Raw genomic sequence first — 18849 nt, 5'->3', positions numbered from 1 at the left:
GTGAGGAGTATTGGAAGCCGGCGGCGCTGACGGTCCGCCGGTGGTCGCGAGGAGGACTGCGGTGAGCGAGACGAGCCCCAAGCTGCGCGCCGAGCTGGAGGGTATCCCCACCTACAAGCCGGGCAGGCCTGCCGCGGCCGGTGGACCGGTCGCGTACAAGCTGTCCTCCAACGAGAACCCCTACCCGCCGCTGCCCGGGGTGATGGAGACCGTGACGGCGGCGGCCTGCAATTTCAACCGCTACCCGGACATGGCGTGCTCCGGCCTGATGGAGGAGCTCTCGGACCGCTTCGGCGTGCCCGTCTCCCACCTGGCCACCGGCACCGGCTCCGTGGGCGTCGCCCAGCAGCTGATCCAGGCCACCAGCGGGCCGGGCGACGAAGTCATCTACGCCTGGCGGTCCTTCGAGGCGTACCCGATCATCACGCAGATCAGCGGGGCGCGCTCGGTGCAGGTGCCGCTCACGCCGGGCGATGTGCACGACCTGGACGCGATGGCGGACGCGATCACCGACCGGACCCGGCTGATTTTCGTCTGCAACCCCAACAACCCCACGGGCACCGTCGTGCGGCGGGCCGAGCTGGAGCGCTTCCTCGACCGGGTGCCCCGCGATGTGCTGGTGGTGCTGGACGAGGCCTACCGGGAGTTCATCCGGGACCCCGAGGTGCCCGACGGTGTCGAGTTCTACCGGAGCCGGCCGAACGTCTGTGTGCTGCGGACCTTCTCCAAGGCGTACGGTCTCGCAGGGCTGCGGGTCGGCTTCGCGATCGCCCATGAACCGGTGGCGGCGGCGCTGCGGAAGACGGCGGTGCCCTTCGGCGTGAGCCAGCTGGCGCAGGAGGCGGCGATCGCCTCGCTGCGCGCGGAGGACGAGCTGCTCGGCCGGGTCGGCTCGCTGGTGTGCGAGCGCAACCGCGTGGTCGACGCGCTGCGCGCCCAGGGCTGGACGGTGCCCGAGACCCAGGCCAACTTCGTGTGGTTGCGGCTGGGGGAGCGCACGGTCGCGTTCGCGCAGGCCTGCGAGCGGCACGGCGTCGTGGTCCGGCCGTTCCCGGGCGAGGGTGTGCGGGTGACCGTCGGGGAGGCCGAGGCGAACGACATCTTCGTGAAGGTGGCGGAGGAGTTCCGCAAGGAGTCCTAGGCGGCCGTGGGCCGGCCGGATCCTGCCTGGTGGGGCCGGTCGGCCCGGTTGGAGGGACCCCCCTTCTCCGGCGTCGAACGGCTATGCGTCATAATGGCTTGTGAATGTGAACGCATTCACAAGCTCGTCGATGTAAGGAGGCCGGCGACGTGGAGTTGGCTTTGGCGCCGGAGACGCTGGCGCGCTGGCAGTTCGGCATCACCACCGTCTACCACTTCCTGTTCGTCCCCCTGACGATCTCCCTGGCCGCCCTCACGGCCGGGCTGCAGACGGCGTGGGTACGCACGGAGAAGGAGAAGTACCTCAAGGCCACGAAGTTCTGGGGCAAGCTCTTCCTGATCAACATCGCGATGGGGGTCGTCACCGGCATCGTGCAGGAGTTCCAGTTCGGCATGAACTGGTCCGACTACTCACGCTTCGTCGGCGACATCTTCGGCGCCCCGCTCGCCTTCGAGGCCCTGATCGCGTTCTTCTTCGAGTCCACCTTCATCGGTCTGTGGATCTTCGGCTGGGACAAGCTGCCCAAGAAGATCCATCTGGCCTGCATCTGGATGGTCTCGCTCGGCACGATCCTGTCGGCGTACTTCATCCTCGCGGCCAACTCGTGGATGCAGCACCCCGTCGGCTATCGGATCAACAAGGCGAAGGGCCGCGCGGAACTCACCGACTTCTGGGCGGTGCTGACCCAGAACACCGCGCTCAGCCAGGCCTTCCACACCCTCTCCGCGGCCTTCCTGACCGGCGGCGCGTTCATGGTCGGCATCGCCGCCTACCACCTCACCCGCAAGAAGCACGTCCGGGAGATGAAGACCTCGCTGAGGCTCGGCCTGGTCACGGTCGTCATCGCGGGTCTGCTCACCGCGGTCAGCGGAGACACCCTCGGCAAGGTGATGTTCAAGCAGCAGCCGATGAAGATGGCCGCCGCCGAGGCGCTGTGGGACGGCCAGAAGCCGGCGCCGTTCTCGATCTTCGCCTACGGCGATGTCGACAAGGGCCACAACACCGTCGCCATCGAGATACCGGGTCTGCTGTCCTTCCTCGCCGACGACGACTTCTCCTCGTACGTGCCCGGCATCAACGACGTCAACAAGGCCGAGCAGCAGAAGTTCGGGCCCGGTGACTACCGGCCCAACATCCCCGTCGCCTTCTGGGGCTTCCGCTGGATGATCGGCTTCGGCATGGCGTCCTTCGCCATCGGCCTGGCCGGGCTGTGGCTGACCCGCAAGAAGTTCCTGCTGCCACAGCACCTTCGGGTGGGCGACGACGAGGTGCCGCATCTGGTCCTGCTCCCGAACAAGGCGCTCGGCCCCAAGCTCACCACCTGGTACTGGCGCATCGCCATCTGGACGCTGGCCTTCCCGCTGATCGCCAACTCCTGGGGCTGGATCTTCACCGAGATGGGCCGCCAGCCGTGGGTCGTCTACGGCGTCCTGCAGACCCGCCAGGCGGTCTCCCCCGGCGTGTCCCAGGGCGAGGTCCTCACCTCGATGATCGTCTTCACCGCGCTGTACGCCGTCCTCGCCGTCGTCGAGGTCAAGCTGCTCGTGAAGTACGTCAAGGCCGGACCGCCCGAGCTCACCGAGGCCGACCTCAACCCGCCCACGAAGATCGGCGGCGACACCCGTGACGCCGACAAGCCGATGGCCTTCTCGTACTAGGCCTCGGGTCAAGGGAGCTGCACTGTCATGGAACTTCACGACGTCTGGTTCGTCCTGATAGCCGTCCTGTGGACCGGCTACTTCTTCCTCGAGGGTTTCGACTTCGGGGTCGGCATCCTCACCAAGCTGCTCGCCCGTGACCGGCCCGAGCGGCGGGTGCTGATCAACACCATCGGTCCCGTCTGGGACGGCAACGAGGTATGGCTGCTCACAGCGGGCGGCGCGACCTTCGCCGCCTTCCCCGAGTGGTACGCCACGCTGTTCTCCGGCTTCTATCTGCCGCTGCTGGTCATCCTGGTCTGCCTGATCGTCCGGGGCGTCGCCTTCGAGTACCGGGCGAAGCGGCCCGAGGAGAACTGGCAGCGCAACTGGGAGACGGCGATCTTCTGGACCTCACTGATCCCGGCCTTCCTGTGGGGCGTGGCCTTCGGCAACATCGTGCGGGGCGTGAAGATCGACCAGCACTTCGAGTACACCGGGAACCTGGTGGACCTGCTGAACCCGTACGCGCTGCTCGGCGGGCTGGTCACCCTGACGCTGTTCACCTTCCACGGCGCGGTGTTCACGGCCCTGAAGACCGTCGGGGACATCCGGACACGGGCACGGAAGACCGCTCTCCGGGTCGGCCTCGTCGCCGCCGTGCTGGCGCTGGCCTTCCTGGTGTGGACGCAGGCCGACAGCGGTGACGGCAAGAGCCTGGTCGCCCTGGTCGTGGCGGTCGCTGCACTGGTCGCGGCACTCGTCGCGAACCAGGCCGGGCGCGAGGGATGGTCGTTCGCCCTGTCCGGAGTCACCATCGTGGCCGCGGTCGCGATGCTCTTCCTGTCGCTCTTCCCGAACGTCATGCCGTCCACGCTCAACGAGCACTGGAGCCTCACGGTCACCAACGCCTCGTCCAGCCCGTACACCCTGAAGATCATGACCTGGTGCGCGGCGATCGCCACCCCGATCGTGCTGCTGTACCAGGGGTGGACCTACTGGGTGTTCCGGAAGCGGATCGGTACCCAGCACATCGCCGAAGCAGCGCACTGAGGTGTGTTTCACGTGAAACCGATCGATCCGCGTCTCCTCCGGTACGCCCGTGCCACCCGGCTGTTCCTGGTGGCGGTCATCGGCCTGGGCGCCATCGGAGCGGGACTGGTCATCGCCCAGGCCATGCTCATCGCCGAGGTGGTGGCCGGTGCCTTCCAGCACGGCCGGACGTCCGGTGAACTGAGCACTCCCCTACTGCTGTTGACAGCCGTGGCGGTCGGCCGTGCCCTGGTCTCCTGGCTCACCGAACTGGCCGCGCACCGGGCCAGTGCGGCGGTGAAGTCGGAACTGCGCGGGCGGCTCCTCGACCGGGCGGCGGCGCTGGGCCCCGGCTGGCTGAGCGGGCAGCGGACCGGCTCGCTGGTCACGCTGGCCACCCGGGGCGTCGACGCCCTGGACGACTACTTCTCGCGCTATCTGCCGCAGTTGGGGCTCGCGGTGGTCGTACCGGTCGCGGTGCTGGCGCGGATCGTCACCGAGGACTGGGTGTCGGCGGCCATCATCGTCGGCACGCTGCCGCTCATCCCGCTCTTCATGGTGCTGATCGGCTGGGCCACCCAGTCCCGCATGGACAGCCAGTGGCGGCTGCTGTCCCGGCTCTCGGGGCACTTCCTGGACGTCGTGGCCGGACTGCCCACCCTGAAAGTGTTCGGGCGGGCCAAGGCGCAGGCCGAGTCCATCCGGCGCATCACCGGCGAATACCGGCAGGCGACCATGCGGACCCTGCGGATCGCGTTCATCTCCTCCTTCGCGCTGGAACTGCTCGCCACGCTCTCCGTCGCGCTGGTCGCCGTGACGATCGGCATGCGCCTGGTCCACGGCGACATGGACCTGTACATCGGTCTGGTCATCCTGGTGCTGGCGCCGGAGGCGTACCTGCCGCTGCGCCAGGTCGGCGCGCAGTACCACGCGGCGGCGGAGGGGCTCGCGGCGGCGGAGGACATCTTCACCGTGCTGGAGACGCCCCTTCCGGCGGCCGGGACCGGGGCGGTGCCGTCGGGGGCGTCGGCCGTCGACGCGGCCCTCGAGGTGGCCTTCGAAGGGGTGACCGTCCGCTATCCGGGGCGCTCCGCGGACGCCGTGACGGATGTGTCCTTCACGGTCGGACCCGGGGAGACGGTGGCGCTGGTAGGGCCCAGCGGAGCGGGCAAGTCGACGCTGCTGAACGTGCTGCTTGGGTTCGTGCGGCCCGATGCGGGCCGGGTGCGGATCGGGGGAGCCGATCTCGCCGGCCTCGACCCCGTGCGGTGGCGGTCGCGGGTCGCGTGGGTGCCGCAGCGGCCGCACCTGTACGCCGGGACGATCGCGGAGAACGTACGGCTGGCCCGTCCCGGCGCGGACGACGACGCGGTACGCCGTGCGCTGCGGGACGCGGGAGCCCTGGAGTTCGTGGACGCGCTGCCCGAGGGTGCCGCGACGGTGCTCGGCGAGGACGGGGCCGGGCTGTCCGCCGGCCAGCGCCAGCGGCTCGCGCTGGCCCGGGCCTTTCTCGCCGACCGGCCCGTGCTGCTGCTGGACGAGCCGACGGCCGCGCTGGACGGCGCGACGGAGGCCGACGTGGTGGCGGCGGTCCGGCGGCTGGCCGTCGGGCGGACCGTGCTGCTGGTGGTGCACCGGCCGGCGCTGCTGGAGGTGGCGGACCGGGTGGTGCGGCTGGAGGCGGCCGAGTCCCCCGTGTCCCCCGTGCCCGCGGATTCCCAGTCGCGGACGTCCGCGGCCACGGGAACGGGACAGACACCGAACGGCACCCTCGCCGAGGACGAGCCCGAGACGGACCTCGCGGTGTCCTCGGGGGACGTCCTCGGCCGCATCCGTGCCCTCGCCGGTCCCCGCCGCGCACGGCTCGCGCTTGCGCTCCTGCTCGGATCGCTGGCGCTCGGCAGTGGCGTGGGGCTGATGGCGACCTCCGGGTGGCTCATCTCCCGGGCCTCGCAGCAGCCGCCCGTGCTGTACCTGATGGTGGCCGTGACGGCGACGCGGGCCTTCGGGATCGGGCGGGCCGTGTTCCGGTACGCGGAGCGGCTGGTGTCGCACGACGCCGTGCTGCGGATGCTGGCCGACACCCGGGTCGCCGTGTACCGGCGGCTGGAGCGGCTGGCCCCCGCCGGGCTGCGGCGGACCCGGCGGGGCGATCTGCTGACCCGGCTGGTCGCCGACGTGGACGCGTTGCAGGACTACTGGTTGCGCTGGCTGCTGCCCGCGGGTGTCGCGGTGGCAGTCTCCGCCGCCTCCGTCGGCTTCACCGCGTGGCTGCTCCCCGAGGCGGGGGCCGCGCTCGCGGCGGGGCTGCTGGCCGCCGGGGCCGGGGTGCCGCTGCTGACCGGTGCCGTGGCCCGGCGCGCCGAGCGGCGGCTGGCGTCCGCCCGGGGAGTGCTCGCGACCCGGGTGACGGACCTGCTGACCGGCACCGCCGAGCTGACGGTCGCCGGCGCTCTGCCCGCCCGTACGGACGAGGCGCGGCGAGCCGACGGCGCCCTCACCCGGATCGCGCGGCGCGCCGCCACCGCCACCGCGCTCGGCGACGGGCTCACCGCGCTGTGCTCCGGCCTGACCGTCGCCGCCACCGCCCTGCTGGGCGCCCAGGCGGTCGCCGGGGACCGGCTGAGCGGGGTGGCGATGGCCGTGGTCGTCCTGACTCCACTGGCCGCCTTCGAGGCCGTACTGGGCATGCCGCTCGCCGTGCGGTACCGGCAGCGGGTGCGCCGGAGCGCGGAGCGGGTGTACGAGGTGCTGGACGCGCCCGAGCCCGTACGGGAACCGGCACGGCCCCGGCAGGCGCCCGCGTCGCCGTTCCCGGTCGTCCTCGAGGGACTGACCGCCCGCTACCCGGGAGCGGACCGGGACGCCCTCGCAGGGCTGGATCTGACGCTCGCCGAGGGGCGGCGCGTGGCCGTCGTCGGACCGTCCGGGTCCGGCAAGACGACTCTCGCCCAGGTGCTGCTGCGGTTCCTGGATCCGCGGGCGGGTTCCTGGACGCTGGCGGGTGTGGATGCCCGTGCGCTCGACGGCGACGACGTACGGCGGCTGGTCGGGCTGTGCGCACAGGACGCGCACCTCTTCGACAGTTCCGTGCGCGAGAACCTGCTGCTGGCGAAGAAGGACGCCACGGAGGCGGAGCTGCGGGAGGCGCTCGTGCGGGCCCGGCTGCTCGACTGGGTGGACGCACTGCCCCACGGGCTCGACACCCTGGTCGGCGAGCACGGGGCGCGGCTGTCGGGCGGCCAGCGGCAGCGGCTGGCACTGGCCCGTGCGCTGCTGGCCGACTTCCCCGTGCTGGTGCTCGACGAGCCCGCCGAGCACCTGGACCTGCCGACGGCCGACGCGCTCACCGCCGATCTGCTGGCCGCCACCGAGGGCCGTACGACGCTGCTCATCACGCACCGGCTGGCCGGGCTGGAGGCCGTGGACGAGGTGGTCGTGCTGGACGGGGGGCGGGTGGTGCAGCGCGGGCCGTACACCGAGCTGGCTGCCGTGGACGGTCCGCTGCGCGGGATGGCTCAGCGGGAGGCGGCGGCGGAGGCGCCGGCCGGCGTCCGCTGACGCCGGGCGCCCCGGCTCCTTACAGCCGTTCCGCCAGCATCCGCTCGATGACGACGGCGACCCCGTCCTCGTTGTTGGCCACGGTCCGTCCCGAGGCGGCGGCCACGACCGCCGGGTGGGCGTTGCCCATGGCGTAGGACTGGCCCGCCCAGGTCAGCATCTCCACGTCGTTGGGCATGTCCCCGAAGGCCACGACCTCCTCGTGCGAGATACCGCGTTCGGCGCAGCACAGGGCGAGCGTGCTGGCCTTGGAGACGCCGGGGCCGCTGATCTCCAGCAGGGCGCTGGGGCTGGAGCGGGTGACGGTGGCCCCGTCGCCGATGGCGAGGCGGGCGACAGTGAGGAACGCGTCGGGGTCCAGCGTGGGGTGGTAGGCCAGGATCTTCAGGACGGGCTCGTCGGGGGCCGCGCCACCGGGGGCCAGCAGGTCCTCGGCGGGTGCGAGGTCGTCCGGTATCTCCATGTGGAGCTTCGGGTAGTCCGGCTCCTGGTGGAAGCCGTACGTCTGCTCGACCGCGTACACCGTGCCGGGGGCCGCGTCGCGCAGCAGCCGTACGGCGTCGAGCGCGTTGGCCCTGGCCAGCTCGCGCACCTTCACGAACCGGTGGGTGCCGGGGCCGCCGTGCAGATCGACCACGGCGGCGCCGTTGCCGCAGATCGCCAGACCGTGGCCGTGGACGTGGTCGCTGACGACGTCCATCCAGCGGGCGGGGCGGCCGGTGACGAAGAAGACCTCGATCCCCGCCTCCTCGGCGGCGGCCAGCGCGGCGACCGTGCGTGGGGAGACCGACTTGTCGTCGCGCAGCAGGGTGCCGTCGAGATCGGTGGCGATCAGCCGCGGCGGGAGGGCGCGGGCCGGGGTCTCTGGCTGTCGAGTCGCTGAGGTCACCGCGCCATTCTCGCGCATATGCCCGCACGGTCGTGCGGGACTTCGCACAGATGAGTCACAGCCGGTGCACGGACCGCATTCGGCCGAGGTCAGCGCAGCTGCGCCGTTGCCTCCATGGCGATCTGCTCGAAGACCTTCTCGTCGGCCGCGAAGACGGAGTCGGGGATGGGCCAGTGGAGCACGATCTCCGTGAAGCCCAGCTCCTGGTGCCGGCCCGCGAAGTCCACGAAGGCGTCCAGGGACTCCAGCGGGCGGCCGCGGTCCGGGGTGAAGCCGGTGAGCAGGACCTTCTCGACCCCGGCCAGGTCCCGGCCGATCGCGGCGCAGGCGTCGGCCAGCTTCTCGACCTGCCCGCGCAGGGCCTCGACCGACTGCTCGGACGTGCCGTTCTCGTACAGCTTGGGGTCGCCGGTGGTCACCCACGCCTGGCCGTGCCGTGCGGCGAGCCGCAGGCCGCGCGGGCCGGTGGCGGCCACCGCGAAGGGCAGCCGGGGACGCTGGACGCAGCCGGGTATGTTGCGGGCCTCGTGTGCCGAGTAGAAGTCGCCCTCGTACGACACCCCGGCCGGGCCGTCCTCGGTCAGCAGCCGGTCCAGCAGCGGGACGAACTCGGCGAGCCGGTCGGCCCGCTCGCGCGGGGTCCAGGGGTCCTGCCCGAGCGCGGTGGCGTCGAAGCCGGTGCCGCCCGCGCCGATGCCGAGCGTGACCCGGCCGCCGGAGATGTCGTCGAGGGAGATCAGCTCCTTGGCCAGCGTCACAGGGTGCCGGAAGTTCGGCGAGGTCACCAGCGTGCCCAGCCGGAGCCGGTCGGTGACCGACGCGGCGGCGGTCAGCGTCGGTATCGCACCGAACCAGGGGCCGTCGCGGAAGCTGCGCCAGGACAGGTGGTCGTAGGTGTATCCCGTGTGGAAGCCCAGCTGTTCGGCCCGCGTCCAGGCAGAACGGCCGCCCTCGCTCCAGCGGCGGTACGGAAGGATCACGGTGCTCAGACGCAGACTCATGAGCTCGAGCCTAGGGCCCGGGCCATGTTTCACGTGAAACGGTCACCGCACGCGGCTGCTCAGCCACGGAGTGAGACCCATCGGCGGCATGTACTCCTTGTGCGTACGGTCACCGGGGAGCGGGACCATCAGGAAGTAGTCCGGCGGGAAGCGGCGTGCCTTGACGTACGCCAGGCCACCGAAGACGGAGCGAAGGAAGGCGGGTACGTCGTCGCGTGGGATGTCGGGGCACTCGACGCCCTCGACGGCGATCAGTGCGTCGCCCTCGGGATACAGCCGCACGGTCACCCCGGGCGAACCGCCGAACTCGACGAAGGCCTCGTGCGGGAACGAGCCGTCAGGGTCGGTGGTGACACCGACACCCACCGCGGTGCGGCGCGAGGTCTGGTCGGCGCCGATGTCGTGCGTGACGTCCATCTCACGCGCGTACTCGTCGGCGATCGCACGGCAGGCGGAGACGGCGGCTTCCGTCGTCGGGAGGCGGTCCATGCGACCGATCATGCCAAACGGGGGTCAGTGCGCCCCGGGAAACCGCAGGTACTGCGGCGGCACGGCCTTCGTCAGCCACACCCCGTTGGCGCTGACGTGGAAGACATGCCCGTCGCGGTGCATGGCGGCCGCGTCGACGGGGAGGACGACGGGCCGGCCGCGGCGGGCGCCGACACGCTCGGCCGTCTCGCGGTCGGCCGACAGGTGCACGTCGTGCCGGTTCATGGGCCGCAGGCCCTCGGCGCGGATCGCGTCCAGGTTGCGGGCCACGGTGCCGTGGTAGAGGTACGCCGGCGGTGTCGCCGGGGGCAGTCCGAGGTCGACGTCGATGCTGTGGCCCTGGCTGGCGCGGATCCGGGGACCCTCGACCGCGAACCGCTTCTTGTCGTTGGCGGCCACCACGTGGTCGAGTTCCTCGCGCGTGAACCGGAACCCGTGCGCGCCGGCCGCGGCGATCAGCGTGTCGATCTCGACCCAGCCGCTCGCGTCGAGCGTGAGGCCGATCCGCTCGGGCTGGTGGCGCAGGTGCTTCGAGAGGTACTTCGACACCTTCACGGTGCGTCTTTCGTCCATCCCCTTTTCACCCATTCCCTTTTGGTCCATCCGCTCAGCATGGCGGGAGAGACGGGGATCACGCATTTTGTTTTGCCGGTGAGGTTTGGTCCACAAGCAAGTGCTGTTATCCACAGGTCAGTTGGTGATTCTGTGGACAACTCACTGCCGTTCCAGGGGAGTTCGACGGGATCACAAGCGCGGCTCCACCCGGGCGAGTGCCCGTAGTGCCCCGGGCGCGAAGCGGGACAGCAGATGCATGCCGCGGGCCTCCGGGGTCACCGGGACCAGGGGCTTGTTGCGGGCCACCGCGTCCAGGACGGCGCCGGCGACCTTCTCCGGCGGGAAGTTGCGCAGGCCGTACAGGCGGGCGGTCCGCTTCCGGCGCCGCCTCTGCTCCTCGTCGTCCACGCCCGCGAAGACGGCCGTCGACGTGATGTTCGTGTTGACGAAGCCGGGGCAGACCGCCGTCACGCCGATGCCCTGGCCGGCCAGCTCCGCCCGCAGGCATTCGCTCAGCATGAGCACCGCCGCCTTGGAGGTGCTGTAGGCGGGCAGGGCCCGGGAGGGCTGGTACGCCGCCGCCGAGGCGATGTTGACGATGTGGCCGCCCTGCCCGCGCTCGGCCATCCGGGCGCCGAAGAGACGGCAGCCGTGGATGACGCCCCACAGGTTGACGTCCAGGACCTTGCGCCAGTCGTCCGGTGTCGTGGCGAAGAAGGAGCCGGACAGTCCGATGCCCGCGTTGTTGACCAGCACGTCGACCACACCGTGCTCGGCGGCGACCCGCTCGGCCAGCTTCTCCATGGCCTGCTCGTCGGAGACGTCGACCGGTTCCGCCCAGGCCTCCGGGGCGCCGAGCGGCAAGGACAGCTCCGCGGTACGGGCGGCGGCCTCCGCATCCCGGTCGACGGCCACCACGCGCGCGCCGGCTGCCGCGAACGCGAGCGCCGTGGCCCGCCCGATGCCGCTGCCCGCGCCGGTCACCAGGACCAGCTGACCGGCGAAGCGGTCGGCGTGGCGGCCGGTCGGCTTCGACAGGGGGCGGCCTTCCTCGATGCCCGTGACGAACTCCCCGATCCAGGCCGCCAGCTGGTCGGGCCGGGTGCGGGGAATCCAGTGCCCGGCCGGGAGCGTGCGGCGGGTCAGCCGCGGAACCCACTGCTCCAGATCGTCGTACAGCCGCTCCGACAGGAACACGTCCTCCAGGGGCGTGATGAGCTGCACGGGCGCGTGCGCGTGCGCGTCCGGGCGGGGCCTGCGCAGCCGGGACCGTACGTTGTCCCGGTACAGCCAGGTGCCGTGGGCCGCGTCCGCGGGCAGGGACTCGGTGGGGTAGTCGTCACCGGGGAGCCTCTCCATCCGCCGCAGGATCTTCGGCCACTGGTTGGCCAGCGGGCTGCGCCAGGCCAGTTCGGGCAGGGCGGGGGTGTGCAGCAGGTACACGTACCAGGACCTGGCACCCTGGCCGAGGACCTGGCCCACGCGGCGGGGCGTGGGGCGCTTCACGCGCGCGTTGATCCAGTGCCCGAAGTGGTCCAGGGACGGCCCGGACATCGAGGTGAAGGAGGCGATCCGGCCCTTGGCGCGCTCCACGGTGACGAACTCCCAGGCCTGCACCGAGCCCCAGTCGTGCCCGACGAGGTGCACCGGCCGGTCCGGGCTGACCGCGTCGATCACCGCCAGGAAGTCGTCCGTGAGCTTGGCCAGGGTGAAGCCGCCGCGCAGCGGTCGCGGTGCCGTGGAGCGGCCGTGGCCCCGGACGTCGTACAACACGACGTGGAAGCGGGCGGCGAGGCGGACCGCGACCTCGGACCAGACCTCCTTGCTGTCCGGATAGCCGTGCACCAGGACGACCGTCGGCTGCTCCGGGTCGCCCAGTTCCGCCACGCACAGCTCGACCCCGCCCGTGCGCACCCGGCGCTCCCGCGCGCCCTCCAGCGTTGCCATCCCGCCTCCGCCCGCTGTCGGCTCCGGTCTCACCGCGTGCCCGCGGCCCGGTCCACGCGACTGTTCCAGCTGTTAGACCGATCGTCAACAGTGCGGCCGGTCGTCCGACCTCAGGGTTACCCCTAAGGCCCCGTACGACTGGAGTCTGACGCCAATACTGCTCTCCGGTCTGACGCCCTGAGTGGCCCCCGTCACTACCTTCTATGACGTGACTGTGATCGCGACCGAAAGCCTGAGCAAGCGGTTCCCCCGGGTGACCGCGCTTGACCGGCTCTCCGTGGACGTGGGACCCGGTGTGACGGGGCTCGTGGGTGCCAATGGAGCCGGCAAGTCCACACTGATCAAGATCCTGCTGGGTCTGTCCCCCGCCACGGAGGGCCACGCCGAGGTGCTCGGCCTCGACGTCGCCACCAAGGGCGCCACCATCCGCGAGCGCGTCGGCTACATGCCGGAGCACGACTGCCTGCCGCCCGACGTCTCGGCCACCGAGTTCGTCGTGCACATGGCCCGCATGTCCGGCCTGCCGCCGGCCGCGGCCCGCGAGCGCACCGCCGACACCCTGCGCCACGTCGGCCTGTACGAGGAGCGCTACCGCCCCATCGGCGGCTACTCGACCGGCATGAAACAGCGCGTGAAGCTCGCCCAGGCCCTGGTGCACGACCCGCAGCTGGTCTTCCTCGACGAGCCGACCAACGGCCTCGACCCGGTCGGCCGCGACGAGATGCTCGGCCTGATCCGCCGCATCCACACCGACTTCGGCATCTCGGTCCTGGTCACCTCCCACCTCCTGGGCGAACTCGAGCGCACCTGCGACCACGTCGTCGTCATCGACGGCGGCAAGTTGCTGCGTTCCAGCTCCACCACCGACTTCACCCAGACCACGACCACCCTCGCGATCGAGGTCACCGACAGCGACACCCACCCCGACGGCACCCGCGCGGTCCGCGAGGCACTCCACGCGCGCGGGGTGGACACCCACGCCGAGGGCGCCGGACTGCCCGGTGCCGGACACATCCTGCTGCTGACCGCCTCCGGCGAGGAGACGTACGACCTCGTGCGCGACACCGTCGCCGACCTCGGACTGGGCCTGGTGCGCATGGAACAGCGAAGGCACCACATCTCCGAGGTGTTCACCAGCAGCGACGAGCAGCGGAAGGAGGCCGTCGGCCATGGCGGTTGAGCATCCCCCGGCAGCGCCTTCGACTTCGCCGGGCGACCAGACCCGTATCCACAACATCGGCTACCGCAGCTACGACGGCCCCCGCCTGGGCCGCGCCTACGCCCGCCGCTCCCTGTACTCGCAGTCCCTGCGCGGCGCCTACGGCCTCGGCCGCTCGGTGAAGTCCAAGGTCCTGCCGATGCTGCTGTTCGCGGTGATGTGCGTGCCCGCGGCCATCATGGTGGCCGTGGCCGTCGCCACCAAGGCGCACGAGCTGCCGTTGTCCTACACCCGCTACGCGATCGTCATGCAGGCCGTGATCAGCCTGTACGTCGCCTCCCAGGCACCCCAGTCCGTCTCGCGCGACCTGCGCTTCAAGACCGTACCGCTGTACTTCTCGCGGCCCATCGAGACCGCCGACTACGTACAGGCGAAGTTCGCGGCGCTCGCCTCGGCGATGTTCATCCTCACTGGCGCCCCGCTGCTGGTGATGTACATCGGCTCGCTGCTCGCCAAGATGGGCTTCGCCCACCAGACCAAGGAATTCGCCCAGGGACTGGTCGCCGTGGCCCTGCTCTCGCTGCTCTTCGCCGGCATCGGCCTGGTCATCGCCGCAGTCACCCCGCGCCGCGGCTTCGGCATCGCCGCCGTGATCGCCGTGATGACCATCTCCTACGGTGCCGTCACCACGCTCCAGGCCATCGCCTACAACCAGGGGGGCAGCAGCAGCGCCAGCGCCATCCCGTGGATCGGCCTCTTCTCGCCCGTCACCCTGATCGACGGGGTGCAGTCCGCCTTCCTCGGCGGCACCTCGGCCGCCCCCGGAGGGGTCGGCCCGTCCAGCGGGCAGGGCGTCGTGTACGTCCTCGTCGTCCTGGGCCTGATCGCCGCCGCCTACGGCCTCCTGACGCGCCGCTACAAGAAGGTGGGCCTCTGATGACCACGCTCTCCATCGACCACGTCTCCCGCTGGTTCGGCAACGTGGTCGCCGTCAACGACATCACCATGACCATCGGCCCCGGCGTCACCGGCCTGCTCGGCCCCAACGGCGCCGGAAAGTCCACCCTGATCAACATGATGGGCGGCTTCCTCGCCCCCTCCACCGGCACCGTCACCCTCGACGGGCAGCCGGTGTGGCGCAACGAGGAGATCTACAAGCAGATCGGCATCGTCCCCGAGCGGGAGGCGATGTACGACTTCCTCACCGGCCGCGAGTTCGTCGTCGCCAACGCCGAGCTGCACGGGCTGGGGGACAAGGCCGCCCAGCGCGCCCTGGCCACGGTCGAGATGGAGTACGCGCAGGACCGGAAGATCTCCACTTACTCCAAGGGCATGCGGCAGCGCGTGAAGATGGCCTCCGCGCTGGTCCACGACCCGTCCCTGCTCCTGCTGGACGAGCCCTTCAACGGCATGGACCCGCGCCAGCGCATGCATCTGATGGACCTGCTGCGCCGGATGGGCGACGAGGGCCGTACGGTGCTGTTCTCCTCCCACATCCTGGAGGAGGTCGAGCAACTCGCCTGGCACATCGAGGTCGTCGTCGCCGGACGGCACGCGGCCAGCGGCGACTTCCGCAAGATCCGCCGCCTGATGACCGACCGCCCCCACCGCTACCTGGTGCGCTCCAGCGACGACCGCGCCCTCGCGGCCGCGCTGATCGCCGACCCGTCGACCTCCGGCATCGAGGTCGACCTCACCGAGGGCGCACTGCGCATCCAGGCCGTCGACTTCGGCCGCTTCACCACCCTGCTGCCGAAGGTCGCCCGCGACCACGGCATCCGGCTGCTCACGGTCTCGCCGTCCGACGAGTCCCTCGAGTCCGTCTTCTCGTACCTGGTCGCGGCGTAGGAGGCCCATGATGTACGACCCCACAGTCGCCCGGCTCACCTACCGGGCCCTGCTCGGCCGTCGCCGGGCCCTCATCCTGGGCGCCCTGCCCCTGCTGCTGATCGTGATCTCCGTGGCCGTACGCGCTCTGACCGGCGCCGACGACCAGACGGCCTCCGACGTCCTCGGCGGCTTCGCGCTCGCCACGATGGTGCCGATCATCGGTGTCATCGCGGGCACCGGGGCGATCGGACCGGAGATCGACGACGGTTCCGTCGTCTACCTGCTGTCCAAGCCGCTGAAGCGGCCGACGATCATCCTCACCAAGCTGATCGTGGCGATCGCCGTGACCATGGTGTTCTCCGCGGTGCCGACGATGATCGCGGGCCTGATCCTGAACGGCAACGGCCAGCAGATCGCCGTCGCCTACACCGTCGCCACGCTGGTCGCCTCGATCGCGTACGCGGCACTCTTCCTGCTGCTCGGCACGGTGTCCCGGCACGCCGTGGTGTTCGGGCTCGTCTACGCCCTCGTCTGGGAGGCCCTGTTCGGCTCCCTGGTGCCCGGCGCGCGCACGCTGAGCGTCCAGCAGTGGTCGCTGGCCGTCGCCCACAAGGTCGCCGGCGGGGACCTGGTCACCTCGGACGTCTCCCTGACCACGGCGTCGGTACTGCTGGTGGCGGTCACCGTGCTGGCCACCTGGTACGCCGGCCAGAAGCTGCGGTCGCTGACGCTGGCGGGCGAGGAGTAGGCGCGCGAGGAGCAGGCGCGGACGGCGTCTTGACGGGGACTTCACCTCCGTCCGCGCACACTGGACAAAGCGGATGAACGGCTAGGAGGACGGGGATGGCAGAGGAGACACCGGAGAGCGGCGTCTGGGACGACGTCGTCCTGGACGACGCGTTCATACGGGGCGCCGAGACCTCCGAGCCGTCCGCGAGAGCCCGCATGCTCGCCGCCCGCTGGCGTGCGGAGTCGCCGGAGCCGCAGCCCTGGCGATCGGACGAGCCGCCGGCCGGGTGGTTCTTCAGCAAGGCACGTCGTCGCAGATGGCGGCGCCGGTAGCGGACCGGGGCCGCGGTTAATTCAGTGGCGTCCAACTGGGCGGCGGGGCAGAGTGGTTGTGCCCCATCCGCCGGGAGTGTCCCGGCGCCACGTTCTGGGAGAGGAGCCGGGCGATGTCCATGCACGACAGTACGTCCGGCTCCCGACAGGGCAGCCCGCGGCGGGCTCCGGTGTAGTTACCCCACTGTGGAGCCCTCCCCGCACGGGGAGCTGCCCGGGGCGGTCGCTTCGAGCACGCGATGTCGCTCTCGCGTGGACCGCCCACCCGGAGGATTGGCCGAGTGGTAAGGCACTGGCTTGCGCTGTGTTCAATCAGAAGCAGGTCTAGGTCGGGCCTGAAAAAGCCCGCGCACGTTCGATCCGTGCATCCTCCGCACAGGCGAGACCGATAGCTCAGCCGAGCAATCGTTCCAGCACCACCGCGATGCCGTCCTCCTCGTTGGAGGAGGTCACCTCGTCGGCGACCGCCTTGAGTTCCTCGTGGGCGTTGGCCATGGCCACGCCCCGGGACGCCCAGGCGAACATCGGGATGTCGTTGGGCATGTCGCCGAAGGCCAGCGTGTCGGCGGCCTTCAGGCCCAGGCGGCGGGCCGCCAGCGACAGACCCGTGGCCTTGGACAGGCCCAGCGGCAGCAGCTCCACGATGCCCGCACCCGCCATCGCGACGGAGACGAACCCGCCCGCGGCCCGCTGGGCCGCCTCGGCCAGCTCGTCGTCCGACAGGTCGGGATGCTGGATGTAGATCTTGTTCAGCGGGGCGCTCCAGAGGTCCGACGCGTCCGTGAACGGGATCGAGGGCAGCGTGCCGGTGACCGCGTAACCCGGGCCCACCAGCACGTCGCCGTTCAGTCCGTCGCGGCTCGCCGCCAGGTACAGCGGGCCCACCTCGGCCTCGATCTTGGCCAGCGCCAGGCCCGCCAGCTGCCGGTCCAGGGTCACGGAGGTCAGCAGGCGGTGCTCGCCGGCGTGGTAGACCTGCGCGCCCTGGCCGCAGACGGCGAGGCCGTCGTAGCCGAGGTCGTCGAGGATGTGCCGGGTCCAGGGGACCGCGCGGCCCGTGACGACGATGTGCGCGGCGCCCGCCGCGGTGGCCGCGGCGAGCGCCTCACGAGTGCGCTCGGAGACCGACTCGTCGGAGCGCAGGAGCGTTCCGTCGAGGTCGGTGGCGATGAGCCGGTAGGGGAAGCTCTCGCTCACTTGGCGACCGGCTCCAGGACCTCCCGGCCGCCCAGGTACGGGCGCAGCACCTCGGGCACCCGCACGGAGCCGTCGGCCTGCTGGTGGTTCTCCAGGATCGCCACGATCGTGCGCGGTACGGCGCACAGCGTGCCGTTGAGCGTGGCCAGCGGGCGGACCTGCCCGCCCGTCGCCCGACCACCACCCCTGCCGGAGGTCGCTTCGCTCCCGCTGGACTTCTCGCGGACGCGGATCGACAGGCGCCGGGACTGGAACTCGGTGCAGTCCGAGGTCGAGGTCAGCTCGCGGTACTTGCCCTGGGTCGGGATCCACGCCTCGCAGTCGAACTTGCGCGCGGCCGAGGCGCCGAGGTCACCGGTGGCGACGTCGATGACGCGGAACGGCAGCTCGAGCGAGGTCAGCCACTGCTTCTCCCAGTCCAGCAGGCGCTGGTGCTCGGCCTGCGAGTCCTCGGGAGCGACGTAGGAGAACATCTCGACCTTGTCGAACTGGTGGACGCGGAAGATGCCCTTGGTGTCCTTGCCGTGCGAGCCGGCCTCGCGGCGGAAGCACGGCGAGAAGCCCGCGTAGCGCAGCGGCAGCCGGTCCGCGTCGAGGATCTCGTCCATGTGGTACGCGGCCAGCGGCACCTCGGACGTGCCGACGAGGTACAGGTCGTCCTTGTCGAGGTGGTAGACGTCCTGGGCGGCCTGGCCGAGGAAGCCGGTGCCGGCCATGGACTGGGGGCGTACCAGGGCCGGGGTCAGCATCGGGGTGAAGCCGGCGGCCGTCGCCTGGGCGATCGCCGCGTTCACCAGGGCCAGCTCCAGCAGGGCGCCGACGCCGGTGAGGAAGTAGAAGCGCGAGCCGGAGACCTTGGCGCCCCGCTCGACGTCGATCGCGCCGAGCAGCTGGCCGAGCTCGAGGTGGTCCTTGGGGTCGAAGCCCTCGGCGCCGAAGTCGCGGATCGTGCCGTGCGTCTCCAGCGTGGCGAAGTCCTCCTCGCCGCCGACGGGCACGTCGGGGTGGACGAGGTTGCCGAGCTGGAGCAGGAGCTGCTGGGTCTCGGCGTCGGCCGCGTCGCGCTCGGCGTCGGCGGCCTTGACGTCGGCCTTCAGCTGCTCGGCGCGCTTGAGCAGCTCGGCCTTCTCGTCGGCGGAGGCCTTGGGGATGAGCTTGCCGAGCTGCTTCTGCTCGGCGCGCAGCTCGTCGAAGCGGACGCCGGACGACCTGCGCCGCTCGTCGGCGGACAGGAGGGAGTCGACGAGCGCGACGTCCTCTCCACGGGCGCGCTGGGACGCGCGCACACGGTCGGGGTCCTCACGGAGCAGGCGAAGGTCAATCACGCGGTCAAGGCTACCGGTGCCGCG

Annotated in this window: 16 protein-coding genes and 1 tRNA gene; 10 read left to right on the top strand and 7 right to left on the bottom strand. The window is 71.2% G+C overall.

Annotated features, from left to right (window positions below):
• Positions 1-61 precede the first annotated feature (61 nt).
• The 4 genes from hisC (at position 62) to cydD (ending at position 7371) form a co-directional block, all read left to right on the top strand.
• Positions 62-1141, top strand: a complete 1080-nt coding sequence (gene hisC, locus ACH45E_RS08720) for a histidinol-phosphate transaminase (RefSeq protein WP_361441918.1) — start codon at positions 62-64, stop codon at positions 1139-1141.
• Positions 1142-1290: 149 nt separating this feature from the next.
• Complete coding sequence (locus ACH45E_RS08715) at positions 1291-2799, top strand: cytochrome ubiquinol oxidase subunit I (RefSeq protein ID WP_361441915.1); 1509 nt, start codon at positions 1291-1293, stop codon at positions 2797-2799.
• Between the two features lie 27 nt (positions 2800-2826).
• Positions 2827-3831: a cytochrome d ubiquinol oxidase subunit II gene (gene cydB, locus ACH45E_RS08710; RefSeq protein WP_361441912.1), complete on the top strand. Its 1005-nt coding sequence runs from the start codon at positions 2827-2829 to the stop codon at positions 3829-3831.
• Between the two features lie 12 nt (positions 3832-3843).
• Positions 3844-7371: a thiol reductant ABC exporter subunit CydD gene (cydD, locus tag ACH45E_RS08705; protein WP_361441909.1), complete on the top strand. Its 3528-nt coding sequence runs from the start codon at positions 3844-3846 to the stop codon at positions 7369-7371.
• 19 nt (positions 7372-7390) lie between these two features.
• Here cydD and ACH45E_RS08700 read toward each other — a convergent pair whose 3' ends face one another.
• The 5 genes from ACH45E_RS08700 to ACH45E_RS08680 form a co-directional block, all read right to left on the bottom strand.
• The gene (locus ACH45E_RS08700; RefSeq protein ID WP_361441906.1) at positions 7391-8278 is read right to left on the bottom strand and encodes an HAD hydrolase family protein; all 888 of its coding nucleotides are present in this window, start codon (positions 8276-8278) and stop codon (positions 7391-7393) included.
• Between the two features lie 71 nt (positions 8279-8349).
• Positions 8350-9261, bottom strand: a complete 912-nt coding sequence (locus tag ACH45E_RS08695; RefSeq protein WP_361441903.1) for an LLM class flavin-dependent oxidoreductase — start codon at positions 9259-9261, stop codon at positions 8350-8352.
• A 42-nt stretch (positions 9262-9303) separates the two neighbouring features.
• On the bottom strand, positions 9304-9762 hold the full coding sequence (locus ACH45E_RS08690; RefSeq protein WP_361441900.1) for a hypothetical protein: 459 nt from the start codon (positions 9760-9762) through the stop codon (positions 9304-9306).
• A gap of 12 nt (positions 9763-9774) precedes the next feature.
• A complete protein-coding gene (locus tag ACH45E_RS08685) occupies positions 9775-10323 on the bottom strand; it encodes an RNA 2'-phosphotransferase (protein WP_361441897.1) in 549 nt (182 codons plus the stop codon).
• Positions 10324-10494: 171 nt separating this feature from the next.
• The gene (locus tag ACH45E_RS08680; RefSeq protein WP_361441895.1) at positions 10495-12252 is read right to left on the bottom strand and encodes an SDR family oxidoreductase; all 1758 of its coding nucleotides are present in this window, start codon (positions 12250-12252) and stop codon (positions 10495-10497) included.
• 214 nt (positions 12253-12466) lie between these two features.
• Here ACH45E_RS08680 and ACH45E_RS08675 point away from each other — a divergent pair, with 214 nt between their 5' ends.
• The 6 genes from ACH45E_RS08675 to ACH45E_RS08650 all read left to right on the top strand — a co-directional run bounded on the left by ACH45E_RS08675 (position 12467) and on the right by ACH45E_RS08650 (position 16677).
• The gene (locus ACH45E_RS08675) at positions 12467-13432 is read left to right on the top strand and encodes an ABC transporter ATP-binding protein (RefSeq protein ID WP_361442605.1); all 966 of its coding nucleotides are present in this window, start codon (positions 12467-12469) and stop codon (positions 13430-13432) included.
• Positions 13422-14348, top strand: a complete 927-nt coding sequence (locus ACH45E_RS08670; RefSeq protein WP_361441892.1) for an ABC transporter permease subunit — start codon at positions 13422-13424, stop codon at positions 14346-14348. The genes ACH45E_RS08675 and ACH45E_RS08670 overlap by 11 nt, the downstream gene beginning before the upstream one ends.
• Positions 14348-15259 carry an ABC transporter ATP-binding protein gene (locus ACH45E_RS08665; protein WP_361441889.1) on the top strand — a complete coding sequence of 304 codons (912 nt, stop codon included), beginning with the start codon at positions 14348-14350 and terminating at the stop codon, positions 15257-15259. The genes ACH45E_RS08670 and ACH45E_RS08665 overlap by 1 nt, the downstream gene beginning before the upstream one ends.
• A 10-nt stretch (positions 15260-15269) precedes the next feature.
• The gene (locus ACH45E_RS08660; RefSeq protein ID WP_361441886.1) at positions 15270-15989 is read left to right on the top strand and encodes an ABC transporter permease; all 720 of its coding nucleotides are present in this window, start codon (positions 15270-15272) and stop codon (positions 15987-15989) included.
• A gap of 95 nt (positions 15990-16084) precedes the next feature.
• Positions 16085-16303 (top strand): hypothetical protein, encoded by a 219-nt coding sequence (locus ACH45E_RS08655; protein WP_361441883.1) that lies wholly within the window; start codon positions 16085-16087, stop codon positions 16301-16303.
• Positions 16304-16570: 267 nt separating this feature from the next.
• Positions 16571-16677 (top strand) — tRNA-OTHER (locus ACH45E_RS08650).
• A gap of 19 nt (positions 16678-16696) precedes the next feature.
• On the opposite strand, the gene ACH45E_RS08645 is transcribed toward ACH45E_RS08650, so the two are convergent.
• Both ACH45E_RS08645 and serS read right to left on the bottom strand, forming a co-directional pair.
• Positions 16697-17500, bottom strand: coding sequence for an HAD family hydrolase (locus ACH45E_RS08645; RefSeq protein ID WP_361441880.1), 804 nt, complete (start codon positions 17498-17500; stop codon positions 16697-16699).
• Positions 17497-18825: a serine--tRNA ligase gene (serS, locus tag ACH45E_RS08640; RefSeq protein ID WP_361441877.1), complete on the bottom strand. Its 1329-nt coding sequence runs from the start codon at positions 18823-18825 to the stop codon at positions 17497-17499. The genes ACH45E_RS08645 and serS overlap by 4 nt, the downstream gene beginning before the upstream one ends.
• Between the last annotated feature and the right edge of the window lie 24 nt (positions 18826-18849).

Origin of the sequence: Streptomyces sp. NPDC020299, from assembly GCF_044387825.1 — a bacterium.
Taxonomy (GTDB): Bacteria; Actinomycetota; Actinomycetes; order Streptomycetales; family Streptomycetaceae; genus Streptomyces.
The sequence above is the reverse complement of the archived record's forward strand: the minus strand, read 5'-3'. Positions and strand labels throughout refer to the sequence as shown.

Bases quoted from the DNA above. Each gene is read 5' to 3' on its own strand.
- ACH45E_RS08665 (WP_361441889.1), top strand. From the start codon at position 14,348: ATGACCACGCTCTCCATCGACCACGTCTCCCGCTGGTTCGGCAACGTG.
- ACH45E_RS08685 (WP_361441897.1), bottom strand. From the start codon at position 10,323: ATGGACGAAAGACGCACCGTGAAGGTGTCGAAGTACCTCTCGAAGCAC.
- ACH45E_RS08660 (WP_361441886.1), top strand. From the start codon at position 15,270: ATGTACGACCCCACAGTCGCCCGGCTCACCTACCGGGCCCTGCTCGGC.
- cydB (WP_361441912.1), top strand. From the start codon at position 2,827: ATGGAACTTCACGACGTCTGGTTCGTCCTGATAGCCGTCCTGTGGACC.
- ACH45E_RS08680 (WP_361441895.1), bottom strand. From the start codon at position 12,252: ATGGCAACGCTGGAGGGCGCGCGGGAGCGCCGGGTGCGCACGGGCGGG.
- ACH45E_RS08695 (WP_361441903.1), bottom strand. From the start codon at position 9,261: ATGAGTCTGCGTCTGAGCACCGTGATCCTTCCGTACCGCCGCTGGAGC.
- ACH45E_RS08690 (WP_361441900.1), bottom strand. From the start codon at position 9,762: ATGATCGGTCGCATGGACCGCCTCCCGACGACGGAAGCCGCCGTCTCC.
- ACH45E_RS08700 (WP_361441906.1), bottom strand. From the start codon at position 8,278: ATGCGCGAGAATGGCGCGGTGACCTCAGCGACTCGACAGCCAGAGACC.
- ACH45E_RS08670 (WP_361441892.1), top strand. From the start codon at position 13,422: ATGGCGGTTGAGCATCCCCCGGCAGCGCCTTCGACTTCGCCGGGCGAC.
- ACH45E_RS08655 (WP_361441883.1), top strand. From the start codon at position 16,085: ATGGCAGAGGAGACACCGGAGAGCGGCGTCTGGGACGACGTCGTCCTG.